Annotated in this window: 12 protein-coding genes; 9 read left to right on the top strand and 3 right to left on the bottom strand. The window is 75.5% G+C overall.

Annotated elements, in window-relative coordinates:
- The first annotated feature begins 98 nt into the window (after positions 1-98).
- From ACH4FX_RS26280 to ACH4FX_RS26245, 8 genes are all read left to right on the top strand, one after another.
- Positions 99-1,451, top strand: coding sequence for an enolase C-terminal domain-like protein (locus ACH4FX_RS26280; RefSeq protein WP_398482890.1), 1,353 nt, complete (start codon positions 99-101; stop codon positions 1,449-1,451).
- Entirely contained in the window at positions 1,448-2,233 is a 786-nt protein-coding gene (locus ACH4FX_RS26275) for an SDR family NAD(P)-dependent oxidoreductase (protein ID WP_398482888.1), read from the top strand. The genes ACH4FX_RS26280 and ACH4FX_RS26275 overlap by 4 nt, the downstream gene beginning before the upstream one ends.
- A 72-nt stretch (positions 2,234-2,305) precedes the next feature.
- The gene (locus ACH4FX_RS26270; protein WP_398482886.1) at positions 2,306-3,328 is read left to right on the top strand and encodes a sugar ABC transporter substrate-binding protein; all 1,023 of its coding nucleotides are present in this window, start codon (positions 2,306-2,308) and stop codon (positions 3,326-3,328) included.
- A gap of 10 nt (positions 3,329-3,338) precedes the next feature.
- On the top strand, positions 3,339-5,003 hold the full coding sequence (locus ACH4FX_RS26265; protein WP_398482884.1) for a sugar ABC transporter ATP-binding protein: 1,665 nt from the start codon (positions 3,339-3,341) through the stop codon (positions 5,001-5,003).
- Positions 5,000-6,031: an ABC transporter permease gene (locus tag ACH4FX_RS26260; protein WP_398482882.1), complete on the top strand. Its 1,032-nt coding sequence runs from the start codon at positions 5,000-5,002 to the stop codon at positions 6,029-6,031. The genes ACH4FX_RS26265 and ACH4FX_RS26260 overlap by 4 nt, the downstream gene beginning before the upstream one ends.
- Positions 6,032-6,044: 13 nt before the next feature.
- Positions 6,045-7,061, top strand: a complete 1,017-nt coding sequence (locus tag ACH4FX_RS26255) for an aldo/keto reductase (protein WP_398482880.1) — start codon at positions 6,045-6,047, stop codon at positions 7,059-7,061.
- A gap of 128 nt (positions 7,062-7,189) precedes the next feature.
- Positions 7,190-8,056, top strand: a complete 867-nt coding sequence (locus ACH4FX_RS26250; RefSeq protein ID WP_398482878.1) for an amidohydrolase family protein — start codon at positions 7,190-7,192, stop codon at positions 8,054-8,056.
- Positions 8,057-8,266: 210 nt separating this feature from the next.
- A complete protein-coding gene (locus ACH4FX_RS26245) occupies positions 8,267-9,013 on the top strand; it encodes an SDR family NAD(P)-dependent oxidoreductase (RefSeq protein ID WP_398482876.1) in 747 nt (248 codons plus the stop codon).
- A gap of 115 nt (positions 9,014-9,128) precedes the next feature.
- Here the strand turns inward: ACH4FX_RS26245 and ACH4FX_RS26240 are convergent, their stop codons facing one another.
- The 3 genes from ACH4FX_RS26240 to ACH4FX_RS26230 all read right to left on the bottom strand — a co-directional run bounded on the left by ACH4FX_RS26240 (position 9,129) and on the right by ACH4FX_RS26230 (position 12,075).
- Positions 9,129-9,800 (bottom strand): FadR/GntR family transcriptional regulator, encoded by a 672-nt coding sequence (locus tag ACH4FX_RS26240; RefSeq protein ID WP_398482874.1) that lies wholly within the window; start codon positions 9,798-9,800, stop codon positions 9,129-9,131.
- A gap of 182 nt (positions 9,801-9,982) precedes the next feature.
- Positions 9,983-11,323, bottom strand: coding sequence for an amidohydrolase (locus tag ACH4FX_RS26235; RefSeq protein WP_398482872.1), 1,341 nt, complete (start codon positions 11,321-11,323; stop codon positions 9,983-9,985).
- Positions 11,320-12,075, bottom strand: a complete 756-nt coding sequence (locus ACH4FX_RS26230) for a nucleoside phosphorylase (RefSeq protein WP_398482871.1) — start codon at positions 12,073-12,075, stop codon at positions 11,320-11,322. Before ACH4FX_RS26230 ends, ACH4FX_RS26235 begins: the two co-directional genes overlap by 4 nt.
- Positions 12,076-12,395: 320 nt before the next feature.
- On the opposite strand from ACH4FX_RS26230, the gene ACH4FX_RS26225 reads away from it, so the two are divergent.
- Complete coding sequence (locus ACH4FX_RS26225; RefSeq protein WP_398482869.1) at positions 12,396-13,889, top strand: GMC family oxidoreductase; 1,494 nt, start codon at positions 12,396-12,398, stop codon at positions 13,887-13,889.
- Positions 13,890-13,913: the final 24 nt, after the last annotated feature.

The raw sequence follows: 13,913 nt of genomic DNA, 5'->3' as shown, positions 1-13,913 counted from the left end.
CCGTGCGCCCCCTGGACGCTGGCGCGGCAGCGGCGCTATACATCGAAGGTCCGGGAAAGGTCCGATGTCCGTCCGCACCCGTCCCTGGAGGCGTACGCATGGCCGTCACCGACACCGTCACGGACGTCGAGGTCCACGACGTCCGCTTCCCCACCTCGCGGCAGCTCACCGGCTCGGACGCGATGAACCCGGACCCCGACTACTCCGCCGCCTACGTCGTGCTGCGCACCGCGGCCGGTGCCCGGGGCCACGGCCTGTGCTTCACCATCGGCCGCGGCAACGACGTCACGGCCGCCGCGATCCGCGCCCTCGCCCGGCACATGACCGGCCGCCCGGCCCCCGCAACCGCCGCCGACCTGGCCGCCCTGCACCGCGACCTGACCCACGACTCGCAGCTGCGCTGGCTCGGCCCCGAGAAGGGCGTGACGCACATGGCGGCCGGGGCGCTGGTCAACGCCGCCTGGGACCTGGCCGCCCGGCGCGCCGGCCTGCCGGTCTGGGCGTTCCTGTCCGCCATGTCCCCCGAGGAGCTGGTCTCCCTCGTCGACTTCCGCTACCTGTCCGACGCGCTGACCCCGGACGCGGCCCTGGCGATCCTGCGGGCCGCGGAGCCCGGCCGCGCCGAGCGCGCCGCCCGGCTGAAGGCCGAGGGGTACCCGGCGTACACCACCTCGCCCGGCTGGCTCGGCCACGACGACGCCACTCTGGTCCGGCTGGCCGGACAGGCGGTGGCCGACGGCTTCGGGCAGATCAAGCTCAAGGTGGGCGCGGACCTCGACGACGACCTGCGGCGGCTGCGGCTGGTGCGGGCCGCCGTGGGCCCCGCGGTACGCATCGCGGTCGACGCCAACCAGCGCTGGGACGTGGCCGAGGCGGTCCGCTGGATGACCGCGCTCGCGCCGTACCGGCCGTACTGGATCGAGGAGCCGACCAGCCCCGACGACGTGCTCGGGCACGCCGCCGTGCGCGCCGGCCAGCCGGTCAAGGTCGCCACCGGCGAACACGCCGCCAACCGCGTGGTGTTCAAGCAGCTGCTGCAGGCCGGCGCGGTGGACTTCGTGCAGATCGACGCGGCCCGGGTGGCGGGCGTGAACGAGAATGTGGCGATCCTGCTGCTCGCCGCCAAGTACGGGGTGCCGGTCTGCCCGCACGCGGGCGGTGTCGGGCTGTGCGAGCTGGTCCAGCACCTGGCGATGTTCGACTACGTGGCGGTGTCCGGGAGCCGGCAGGACCGGGTGATCGAGTACGTCGATCACCTCCACGAGCACTTCACCGACCCGGCCGTCGTCACGGGCGGCCGCTACCGCGCGCCCGCCGCACCGGGCTTCTCCGCCCGCATGGAACCCGCTTCCGTCGCCGCGTACCGCTTCCCGGACGGGCCGGTGTGGCGGGCGGGGCCCGGCGGCGGCGCGGCCCCGGACCCGACGGCCGGTCAGGAGGCCACGGCATGAGCACCGCCCCAGAGGGACGCGACTTCGCGGGGATGGCGGCGATCGTCACCGGCGGCGCCTCCGGCATCGGCGCCGCCACCGCCGCCCTGCTGCTGCGCCGCGGCGCCCGGGTCGCCGTACTGGACCGCGACCCGGCCGGCGCGCCGCCCGGCACCGTACCGGTCACGGCCGACGTGACCGACGCGGACGCCGTGCGGACGGCGGTCGCCACGGCCGTGGACGCGCTGGGCGGGCTGGACGCCCTCGTCGGCAACGCGGGCATCGGCGCCGTCGGTACGGTCGAGGACAACGACGACGCGGAGTGGCGGCACGTCCTGGACGTCAACGTCCTGGGCCTGGCGCGCACCGCGCGGGCCGCCCTGCCGCACCTGCGGCGCAGCGCCGCGGACCGCCCCGGCCGTGCCTCGATCACCCACACCTGCTCCATCGCCGCCACCGCCGGACTGCCGCAGCGCGCCCTCTACAGCGCCAGCAAGGGCGCCGTGCTCTCCCTCACCCTCGCCATGGCCGCCGACCACGTCCGCGAGGGCATCCGCGTCAACTGCGTCAGTCCCGGCACGGCCGACACCCCGTGGATCGGGCGGCTGCTGGACCGGGCGCCGGACCCGGCGGCCGAGCGCGCCGCGCTCGACGCCCGGCAGCCGATGGGCCGGATGGTCACCGCCGACGAGGTCGCCGCCGCCATCGCGCACCTGGCCTCCCCGGCCGCCTCCGGCATCACCGGCACCGCGCTCGCGGTCGACGGCGGCATGCAGGGCCTGCGGCTGCGCCCCGCCACCTGAAGTCCGGGGGCCGGGAGCCGTACGGGACGGGCCGCGCAGCACAGCCGTAGACCTCGACCTAGGGACGGGACCATGAGACTGCGTACGACCGGTGCGGCGCTCTGTGCCGTGCTGCTCGCCGCCGCGCTCGCCGCCTGCAACCGCGGCAGCGATGCCCGGGGGAAGATCGGCATCGACCTGCCGCGCGCGGACACCGACTTCTGGAGCTCCTACCAGGACCACCTGGAAAAGGAGCTGGCCGACGGCCGCACCCGGGCGCTGCCGCTGTCCAACTCGCAGAACGACGTGGCCAAGGTCGTCTCCAACGTGGAGGCGCTCACCGCCCAGGGCGCCGGGGCGGTGGTGATCGCCCCGCAGGACACCGGCGCGATCACCGCGGAGCTGCACCGGCTCGCGGACCGGAAGATCCCTGTGGTGAGCGTGGACACCCGGCCCGACGCGGGCCCGGTCTACATGGTCGTACGGGCCGACAACCGCGCGTTCGGGGCGAAGTCCTGCGACTACCTGGGCCGGAAACTGGGCGGCCGGGGCCGCGTCGCGGAACTCCAGGGCGACCTCAGCTCCGTCAACGGCCGGGACCGCTCCGAGGCGTTCGCCGCCTGTATGCGCGCGAAGTACCCGGGGATCACCGTGCACGAGCTGCCCACCGACTGGAAGGGCGAGGTCGCCTCCGCCAAGCTCCAGAGCCTGCTGGCCCAGCACCCGGACACCGACGGCATCTACCTGCAGGCGGGCGGCGCGTTCCTGCGGCCCGTACTGGCCCTCCTCGAACAGCGCGGCCTGCTCAAGCCGGCCGGCACCGCCGGGCACATCACGGTCGTCTCCAACGACGGCATCCCCGAGGAACTCGCCGCCATCCGCGCCGGGACGATCGACGCCACGCTCTCCCAGCCCGCCGACCTGTACGCGAAGTACGCGCTGTACTACGCCCGCGCGGCTCTGGCGGGCCGGACGTTCCGGCCCGGCCCCACCGGCCACGGCTCGAAGATCGTCACGATCCCGAACGGTCTGGAGGACCAGCTGCCGGCCCCGCTCGTCACCCGGGCCAACGTGGACGACTCGACACTGTGGGCCAACCGGCTCGCGGGGAAGTAGGGCGGCGGCCATGCCGAACGGGACCGGTGACGTCCAGGGACACGACACGGCGGAACCACCCGCCATAGAGGCCGAGGGCATCGTCAAGCGCTACGGGCCGACCGTCGCCCTCGACGGCGCCGACCTGACCGTGCGGCGCGGCGAGGCGCACGCCCTCGTCGGCCGCAACGGCGCCGGGAAGTCCACCCTGGTGTCCGTGCTCACCGGCCTGACCCGGCCGGACGCCGGACGGGTCGCCTTCGACGGCGTACCGGCGCCCCGCTGGGGCGACACCGCCGCCTGGCGGCGCACGGCCGCCTGCGTCCACCAGAAGCCGATGACGGTCCCCGGACTGACCGTCGCGGAGAACCTCCACCTCAACCGGTTCCCGGACGGGCGGGTGATCCGGTGGCGGGCGCTGCGCGCGCGGACCGCCGCGCTGCTGGCCGAGTACGGCGTGGACATCGACCCCACGGCCCGGGTCGGGGACCTCGGCGTCGAGCAGCGGCAGTTCGTCGAGATCGCCCGCGCGCTGTCCTGCGGCGCCCGGCTGATCATCCTGGACGAGCCCACCGCCCGGCTCGACGCGGGCGGCATCGCCCGCCTGTTCGCCAAACTGCGGGCCCTGCGCGCGACCGGCGCCGCGTTCCTGTACATCTCCCACCACCTGCACGAGGTGTACGACCTGTGCGACACCGTCACCGTCCTGCGCGACGCCCGTCCGGTGCTCACCGCGCCGGTGGCCGGGCTGGGCGAGCACGACCTGGTGGCGGCGATGACGGGGGAGCGGGCGGCGCGGTCCGGCCCGGCACGCCCCGCCCGGCGGCCGGCCGGCGACGTGGTACTGCGCACCGAAGGCCTGGCGCTGCGCGGGGTGTTCGCGCCGCTGGACCTGACCGTACGGGCGGGCGAGGTGGTGGGGCTGGCCGGGGCGGCGGCGAGCGGCGGCACCGCCATCGGCGAGACGCTGGCCGGGGTGCGGGCGCCGGACGGCGGGCGCGTCGAGGTGCGGGGACGGGCGGTACGGACCGGCAGCGTGCGGCACGCGATCGAGGCGGGCATCGGCTACGTACCGGAGGACCGGCACCGGGACGGGCTGGTCCCGGGCCGCAGCGTCGCCGACAACGCGACGCTGGCCGTCACCGACCGGCTCGGTCCGCTGGGCACCGTGCTGCCCTCCCGTACCCGCGCGTTCGCCCGGCGCATGATCGGTGCCCTGGACATCCGGACCACCGGGCCCGGCCAGCCGGTGTCCGGCCTCTCCGGCGGCAACCAGCAGAAGGTCGTCGTCGCCCGGGCCCTGGCCCGCGAGCCCGCCGTACTGGTCGCCGTCCGGCCCACCAACGGGGTGGACGTGAAGTCCAAGGACGCGCTGCTGGGCGTCCTGCGGGAGGTGGCGGCGGCCGGCAGCGGCGTACTGATCGTCTCCGACGAGCTGGCCGACCTGCGGGTCTGCGACCGGGTACTGGCGGTGTTCCGGGGGCGGGTCGTCGCCCGGTTCGCGCGCGGGTGGCGGGAGCGGGAGCTGGTGGCGGCCATGGAGGGGGTGGGCGTCGAGGGCGGCGCGGAGGCCGTGGGGGACGCCGGCGGCTCGTACGGCGCGCACCACTCGTCCGCCACCTCCGGCCCGTCCGCCCCGCCTGACCCGCCCGGCCCGTCCGCCCCGCCCGGCACGGAAGGAGAGCCCCGGCCATGACCGACACCGCACAGCAGCGGCCCACCGGCCGGGCGGACGCGCTCGCCGCCGTCCGCCCGCGCCCCGCCCTCGCCCGCTGGCGCGACGTCTCCCTGGTGCCGGTGATCCTCGTCCTCGGCGTCACCGGCTTCATCGTCTCGCCCGCCTTCCTGACCCGGGACAACCTGGTCGGCGTCGTCCAGCAGTCCACCGAACTCGGCCTGCTGGTGCTCGGCGAGGCGCTGATCCTGATCAGCGGGCGGATGGACCTGTCGCTGGAGTCCACCATCGGCCTGGCACCGGTGCTCGCCCTGTGGCTGGTGATGCCCGCGCACGGCGGGCGCTTCGCCGGCCTGGAACTGCTGCCGGAGTGGACGGCCGTACCGCTCTGCCTGGCCGTGGGCGCCGCGGTCGGCGCGGCCAACGGGTTCCTGATGCTCAAGCTGCGCGTCAACGGCTTCATCGCCACCCTCGGCATGCTGACCATGCTGCGCGGCCTCCAGCTCGGCATCTCCGGGGGCCGGTCGATCGGCGACGTGCCGGAGTCCTTCGCCTACCTGGGCCGGACCGCCTGGCTCGGCGTGCCGGCCGCCGTCTGGATCTGCCTGGTGCTGTTCGCGCTCGGCGGCGCGGCCCTCGGCTACCTGCGGCACGGCCGCGCGCTGTACGCGATCGGCGGCAACCCGGAGGCCGCCCGCACGGCCGGTATCCGGGTGGACCGGATCACCTGGGCGGTGCTCGCCGTCGGCGGCCTGCTCGCCGCCTTCGCGGGCATCCTCTACACCGGCCACTACGGCGCCGTCTCCGCGAGCCAGGGCAACGGCTGGATCTTCCAGGTCTTCGCCGCCGCCGTCATCGGCGGCATCAGCCTCAAGGGCGGCCGCGGCACGCTCTTCGGAGCGCTCACCGGCGTCCTGACCCTCCAGCTCGTCATCAACGTCATGACGCTGGGCGGGGTGCCGCCGCTGTGGACCCAGTTCCTCAACGGCCTGATCATCATCGTCGCCCTGGTCATCTCCCGGTTCACCGGCGGCGAGCAGCAGGACTGAGGAGGCGGACGCGATGCCGTATGTACCGCGCGGGGCACGGCGGTTGGGCCGTACGGGCGTGACCGTGCCGCCCCTCGGCCTGGGCTGCGCGCCCCTCGGCAACCTGTACCGGCCCCTCCCCGAGGACCGCGCCCGGCAGACCGTGCACGCCGCCTTCGACACCGGCGCGCGCCACTTCGACACCGCGCCGCACTACGGGCTCGGACTGTCCGAGGAGCGCCTGGGCCGGGCGCTGGCCGGACGCGACCGCGCCGCGTACACCCTGTCCACCAAGGTCGGACGGCGGCTGCGGCCCCTCGCGCCCGGCGAGGCGGTGGACGGTCAGGGCTTCACCGCGACCCCCGCGCGCGCCCGCGTGTGGGACCTGTCCCGCGACGGCATCCGCCGCACGCTCGACGCGTCCCTGACGCGCCTGGGCGTCTCCGCCGTGGACATCGTCTACCTGCACGATGTCGAGAACCGCCTCCCCGAGGTGTATGCGACCGGCTTCCCCGCCCTCGCCGAACTGCGCGCTGAGGGGGTGGTGGGCGCCATCGGCTTCGGACTGAACCGCAGCGACGTGGCGGCCCGCTTCGTCGCCGACCTCGATGTGGACGTGGTGCTGTGCGCCGGGCGCTGGACCCTCCTCGACCGCAGTGCCTTCGACGGTCTGCTGCCGGTCTGCGCGCGGCGCGGTACGGCGGTCGTCGTCGGCGGTGTCTACAACTCCGGGCTGCTGGCCGACCCGGCGCCCGGCGCCCCGTACGACTACGCGCCGGCGCCGGCCGCGCTGGTCGAGCGGGCGCGGCGGCTCGCGTCCGTGTGCGCGGAGTTCGGCGTGCCGCTCAAGGCCGCCGCGCTGCGCTTCCCCTTCGGCCATCCCGCCGTGGCGGGCGTCCTGGTGGGCGCCGCGTCACCGGAGGAGGCCCGCGAGAACGCCGGACTGTTCACGTACGACATCCCGGACGCCCTGTGGCACGCGCTCACCGAGCGCGGCCTGCTCGACCCCGACCTGCCACTCCCGACCGCCGCCCCGGACGCCGACCCGTGACCGACCCCCGAAAGCCCACCCGTAACCGTCTCCGGAAACCCACCTGTGACCGACTCCGGGAACCTACCTGTGACCGCCCCCGGAAGCCCACCCGTGACCACCGCCTCGGACCAGCTCGGAGCCCGCCCGTGACCGACCCCGCACACCCTCCCCGAAGCCCATCCGCGCCGCCCCGCATCGACGCCCACCACCACCTCTGGGACCTGACCCGGCGCCCGCAGCCGTGGATGGACGGCGCCTGGGCCGACCCCATCCGCCGTACCTACACCCTCGACGACCTGGCACCGCACCTCGCCGCCCACGGCATCCACGGCACCGTCCTCATCCAGTCCTCGGCCTCCCGCGCCGAGACCGCCGAACTGCTCGAAGTCGCGGCCGGCTCGCCCGCCGTCCGGGGCGTCATCGGGTGGGCCGACCTCACCGACCCCGGGCTGCCCGACGTCCTGGCCGCGATGCCACCGCTCCTGGTGGGCCTGCGCCACCAGGTCCAGGACGAACCCGACCCGGACTGGCCGGCCCGTCCGGCCGTACGGCGTGGCCTGGCCGCCGTCGCGGACGCCGGCCTCGCCTACGACCTCCTGATCACCCCGCCCCAACTGCCCGCCGCGCTCGCCGCCGTCCGGGCCCTCCCCGCCCTCACCTTCGTCCTCGACCACGCCGCCAAGCCCGGTATCGCGGCCCGCGCCTGGCAGCCCTGGGCCGACGATCTGGCCGCCCTCGCCCGGCAGCCCAACACCGTCTGCAAACTCTCCGGCCTGGTCACCGAGGCCGCCCGGCCGGCCTGGCGGCCCGCCGACATCACCCCGTACGCCCGCCACGCCCTGGACACCTTCGGCCCGCACCGCGTCCTCTTCGGCTCCGACTGGCCGGTATGCACCCTGGCCGCCCCATACAACAAGGTCATCGAACTCGCCGAAACGGCCACCGCCCACCTCACCCCGCCCGAACGGGCAGCGGTCTTCGGCGGGAACGCGGCGCGGGTGTACGGCTTGTAGCGGCCGGCCCGGGGGGAAAGCGGTCGCGGTGCCGGGCGGCGGGGTGATCGTCTGGTGAAGGGCCCCGGGCCGTGTGGTCTGATGCCCCGTCCGGATTCCGCCAGCCTCCGTGGGTGGCGCGCACGAGTATCGAGTCATGTCGCTGCGGGCGACAGATCCATGCATCTCGGTACATCGCGCGACAGGCGCGACGGCAACGGAGGGGCGGACATGATGAGCGCACAGCTCGACGGCAAGGTGGCGCTGGTGACCGGTGGGAGCCGGGGGATCGGGGAGGCCGTTGTGGTGCGGCTCGCCGAGGAGGGGGCCGATGTGGCCTTCACCTACCGTCGTGAGGAGGCGCGGGCGGCCCTGGTGGCGGAGCGCGTCGAGAAGCTGGGGCGCCAGGCCTGGACGGTGCGGGCCGACAGTGCGGACGCGGCGGCGGTACGGGCGTCCGTGGCCGGGACCGTGGAGCGGTTCGGGCGGCTGGACATCCTCGTCAACAACGCGGGCCTCGGCGTTCTCGGGCCGATCGAGGGGATCTCCGAGGAGGACGTGGACCGCGTGCTGGCCGTCAACGTCCGCGCGCCGTTCCTCGCCGCGCAGGCCGCCGCCGGGCGGATGGCCGACGGCGGGCGCATCATCAGCATCGGCAGGTGCATGGCCGAGCGCGTCGCCTTCCCCGGCGGCAGCCTGTACGCGACGAGCAAGGCCGCGCTCACCGGCCTGACCAAGACCCTGGCCAGGGAACTGGGCTCGCGCGGCATCACGGCCAACCTCGTCCACCCGGGCCCGGTCGACACCGACATGAACCCGGCCGACGGCGACAGCGCGGCCATGCAGGCGCAGTTGACGTCGCTCGGGTCCTACGGGCGGCCGGCGGACATCGCGGCGACCGTGGCGCACCTGGCGGGGGAGGGCGGCCGGTATGTGACGGGCGCATCGATCGCGGTGGATGGCGGGTTCGCCGTCTGACGCATCCGAGGTGTCCGAGGCGTCCGATGCGTCCGACCTGTCCGAGGCGTCCGGTGCGCCGGGCACCTCCGGCGAGGGGTCGGGGCCGCCGGCTCGCGGTCCTCCGCCCCGGCCCTCACAGCGTCGAGCGCAGCCACTGCTCCACGCTCGCGATGTGCACCGTCGCCCAGGCCCGCGCCGCCTCCGCGTCCCGGTCGCGGAGGGCGGCGAGGATCGCCCGGTGTTCGGTGAGGGTGCGGCTCACCGCGTCCTTCTGCGTCAGGCCGCGCCAGACGCGGGCCCGGGTCGTGGGGCCGGACAGGCCGTCGAGCAGCGAGCACAGCACCGCGTTGCCGGAGGCGGCCACGATCCGCCGGTGGAACTCCAGGTCGCAGGCGACCAGCTCCTCCACCGCCGGGTGCGGGCCGAGCGCGTCCAACTGCCGCGCCAGATCGTCCAGTTCGGTGGCGCCGATGTGGTCGGCCGCCATCGCGGTGGCGGCCGGTTCCAGTATCCGGCGCACCGCCAGGAACTCCAGGACCGTGTCGTCGCGGTGGAAGTCCACCACGAAGCTCAGCGCTTCGAGGAGCAGCTGCGGGTCCAGGCTGGTGACGTAGGTGCCGTCGCCCTGCCGTACGTCCAGGATGCGGATCAGTGACAGGGCGCGCACCGCCTCGCGCAGCGAGTTGCGGGACAGGCCCAGGTCCGCGGCGAGTTCGCTCTCTCTGGGCAGCCGGTCGCCGGGCCGCAGCGCGCCGGAGACGATCATCGCCTTGATCTTCTCTATGGCCTCGTCCGTGACCGCCATGCCCGGCCTCCCCGCTCGCGCCCGTCCGCCGGATGCCCGCAGACATCCGATGTCTGCGCCATTATGGCCACGGAACCACGGCGCCGGGAGGGCGGGCGGCGGGTGCCCCGGACCCCGTCGACAGGTCAACTCCCGGCCTGGATACGGAGTTTGTGCACCCGGGCCGGGAGTTCTCGCCGTACTCAAACGGCCCGGACGAGCGCCTCCACAGCACCGGCCGCAGCCGTCCCGTCCAGCGTCGTCAGCCGGCGGTCCCGCATCAGCACCCGGCCGTCGACGACCGTGTCCCGCACATCACCGGCCCGCGCCGAGTACGCCAGCATCGACCACGGGTCGTGCCGCGGCGTCAGGTGCGCACCGCTCAGGCCGAGCACCGCCAGGTCCGCGCGCTTGCCCACCTCCAGCGACCCGAGCTGCCCGCCCAGTCCCAGGGCCCGCGCGCCGTCGATCGTCGCCATGCGTACGGCCTGCTCGGCGCCGACCGCCGTGGGGTCGCCGCCCGCCTTGTGGACCAGCGCCGCCATGCCCAGCGCCCCCACCATGTCCAGGGAGTTGGAGCTGACCGCGCCGTCCGTGCCCAGCCCGACCCGCACGCCCTGCCGCAGCAGCTCCGGGACCCGGGCGATGCCGCAGCCCAGCTTGAGGTTGGAGACCGGGCAGTGCGCGACGCCCGTCCCGGTCCGGGCCAGCGCCGCTATCTCGGTGTCGGTCAGCTCGACCGCGTGCGCGAGCAGCGTGTCCGGGCCCAGCAGGCCCAGCGACTCCAGCAGTTCGACGGGCCGCTTGCCGTACCGCTCGCGCACCGTCGCCACCTCGGCGGCGTTCTCCGCCGCGTGCAGGTGCAGCAGCGCGCCGTGCTCCCGGGCCAGCGCCGCGATGTCCGTCAGCTGCGCGGCGTCCAGCGTGTAGACGCTGTGCGCGAAGACCACCGGCCGGGTGCCGGGGGAGGGGCGGCGGCCGTCGAGGTGGCGGCGCGCCCAGTCCATGCGGTTCCCGTACGGCATCCGGTCCGGCGGCCCCGGCACGTCCATGAACGTCGGGCCGGACAGCAGCCGCCAGCCCATGTCCCGCGCGGCCCGCTCGGCCGCCTCGTGGAACCAGTACATGTCCAGGGCGGTGGTCACCCCGCCCCGTACGCTCTCCGCCACGGCCAGCCGCAGGCCGGCGGTCACCGCCTCCGGGGACAGCAGCTCGTTCTCCCGGGGCACCACCCGCCCCAGGAAGCCCTGGAGGTCCAGGTCGTCGGCGTGGCCGCGCAGCAGCGTCATCGCCAGGTGGGTGTGGGTGTTGATCAGCCCGGGCAGGACCAGGCAGCCGGTGGCGTCGATCTCCTCGGCCGCGCGGTACGCGGCGCGCAGCCCGGCGGCCGGGCCCACCGCCACGATCTCCCCGTCCCGTACGGCCACCGCGCCGTCGGACAGCACGGTGCCCGTGTCGTCGACGGTGAGCACCGTCCCGCCGTGCACCAGCAGATCGGCCGCCTCCGGGGCGCCCGCCGCCTCCGTGTTCCGTACCGCGCTCACCGGTCCTCCTCCGCCAGCGTCCGCAGGGCCTCCAGCGCGACGACGGCGCCGCGCGCCACGCCCTCCGCGACCACGTCCCGGTGCGGGTCGTACCCGCCGGTGGCCGCCTCGTCGGCCAGTTCGTCCGCGTTCACCCCGTCGATCACCAGCACCGCGCCGGCCACCAGTCCGCGCAGACCGGCCGTCACGAACAGCGCGGACACCTCCATCTCGATCGCCGCCACGCCCGCCGCGGTGTACGCCGCGACCGGCAGCGGCAGCAGGCCCGGCTGGAACGCCGCGCGCGTCCACACCACCCCGCGGTGGTGCGGCGCCCCGGTCTCCGCCGCCGCCCGTTGCAGGGCCAGCACCGCCTCCGGCGCGGCCACGGCCGGGTACTCCGGCGGCACCAGCTGCTGCGTCACCCCGTCGTCGCGCACCGCCGCCTCGGCGATCACCAGGTCGCCGTCGCCGATCCCGGGCCGCACCGCTCCCGCCGTACCGAAGCGCACGAAGGTCCGTACACCCGCGTCGGCCAGCTCCTGGAACAGCAGCACCGCCCCGGGCGCGCCCACACCGTGCGACGCGACGACCACCGGCACGCCCTGCCGGCTGCCGGTGAACGTCCGGTACTCGCGGTGGTACGCGATCTCCTTCGCATCGTCCAGCAGCTCGGCGACGGCCGCCGCGCGGGCCGGGTCGCCGACCACGACGGCCTGCGGCGGCAGCCCGCCGCGCGGCAAACGGGCGATCGGGGACAGATCTGGGGACACGGGGCGGCTCCAGTGGCTCGGACGGACGGCCCGGAAGACGGGACGGCGATCGCCCCCAACCTACGGGCCCGGTGCCGCCCGCCCGCAACGCGGTCCCGGCCGGGGACCCGGCACACTCACGCGGCGTGGATGCGGGTGGCGAGGAGGGCGGCCACCGCCGGCGCCAGGTCCGACGGCGGCGGCCGGTTCCAGGTGCCGCCCGCCCTCGGGCCCACGGCCCCGGCGCCATCCGTCCGGCACGTGTCCGATCTCCGCCCGGCGGGTACCTCAGGGAGCCGGAAGCGCGGAGCCAGGATCAGAGGGAGGCGGAAACGCAGGTCATGGACGCATGGGACGTGATCGTCGTCGGTGCGGGCTCGGCAGGCGGCGTACTGGCCGCCCGGCTGACCGAGGACCCCGCCCGGTCCGTACTGCTGCTGGAGGCCGGGCCCGACTACGGCAGCTCGCCCGGCGGCCTGCCCGACGACGTGGCCACCAGCCCCGCCGCCACCCACAGCCACGACTGGGGGTACGCCAGCGAGCCGGGCGTACTCGGCCGGTCCGTCGGGCTGCCGCGCGGCAAGCTCGTGGGCGGCTCCTCGGCGATCAACTCCGCGATCGCGCTGCGCGGGCACCCGGACGACTACGACGCCTGGGCCGCCCAGGGCAACGAGGGCTGGTCGTTCGCCGACTTCCTGCCCAGCCTGCGCCGCGTCGAACGCGACCTGGACCTCGGCCCGCCCTGGCACGGCACGGACGGCCCGGTACCCGTACGGCGGTACGGACCGGACGAGACCAACCGGTGGCAGCGCGCCTTCCACGACGCCTGCACCGCCCTCGGCCACCCGTCCGTGGCCGACCACAACGCCCCCGGCGCGCGCGGTGTGGGGCCGGTCCCGGTCAACCGGGTCGGCGGCGTCCGGCAGAGCACCGCCCTGACCTACCTCGCCCGGGCCCGCGAGCGGGCCAACCTCACCGTGCGCGGCGATGTCCTCGTGGACCGGGTCGCCCTGCGCGACGGCCGCGCGGTGGGCGTCCAACTGGCCGATCCGGCGCGTACGGTACTGCCCGCCCGGCGCGTGGTGCTCGCCGCCGGTGCCTACGGCAGCCCGCCGATCCTGCTGCGCTCCGGCCTCGGCCCGGCCGCCCACCTGCGCGACCTCGGCATCCCTGTGGTGGCCGACCTGCCCGGTGTGGGGGAGAACCTGCGGGACCACCCCGCCGTCACCCTCCGGTACGCCACGGACGCCCCGCCGCCCGGCCCCCGCGACCCGGTCCTGCAAACCTTCCTGACCTGCGGCCTCGGCTGCGGGGACGGCCCGGTCGAGCTCCAGGTCTTCCCCTCGGGGCCCGAGACGGACGAGGACGGCCGTACGGTGCTCACCTTCTGGGTCGCCCTGCTGCGGCCGCGATCCCGCGGGCGGCTCTGGCTGCGCTCGGCCGACCCCCGGGACGCCCCGCACATCGACGTCGGCTTCCTGCGCGACCCGCGGGACGGACCGCGCCTGGTGACGGGCATGCGCCTGGCCCGCGCCCTCGCCCGTACCGCGCCGCTGTCCGGCCTGCTGGACGGGGAGCGCGCGCCGGGCCCCGCGGTCACCAGCGACGAACAGCTGGCGGAAGCGCTGCGGCAAACGGTCAGCGGCTACCAGCACGCCGCCGGGACCTGCCGCATGGGACCGGCGACGGACCCCGGCGCCGTGGTCTCCGCCACCGGCGCCGTGTACGGCGTCGAGGCCCTGCACGTCATCGATGCCTCCGTCATGCCGACGCTGCCCGCGGCCAACACCAACCTCACGGCCATGGCCCTCGCCGAGCACTGCCTGCGGGGTTGACGGCCGCGGACACGCCGGAGGGCG

This window comes from Streptomyces sp. NPDC018019 (assembly GCF_044327805.1).
GTDB lineage: Bacteria > Actinomycetota > Actinomycetes > Streptomycetales > Streptomycetaceae > Streptomyces.
This window is presented reverse-complemented; position numbering and strand designations above follow the sequence as displayed.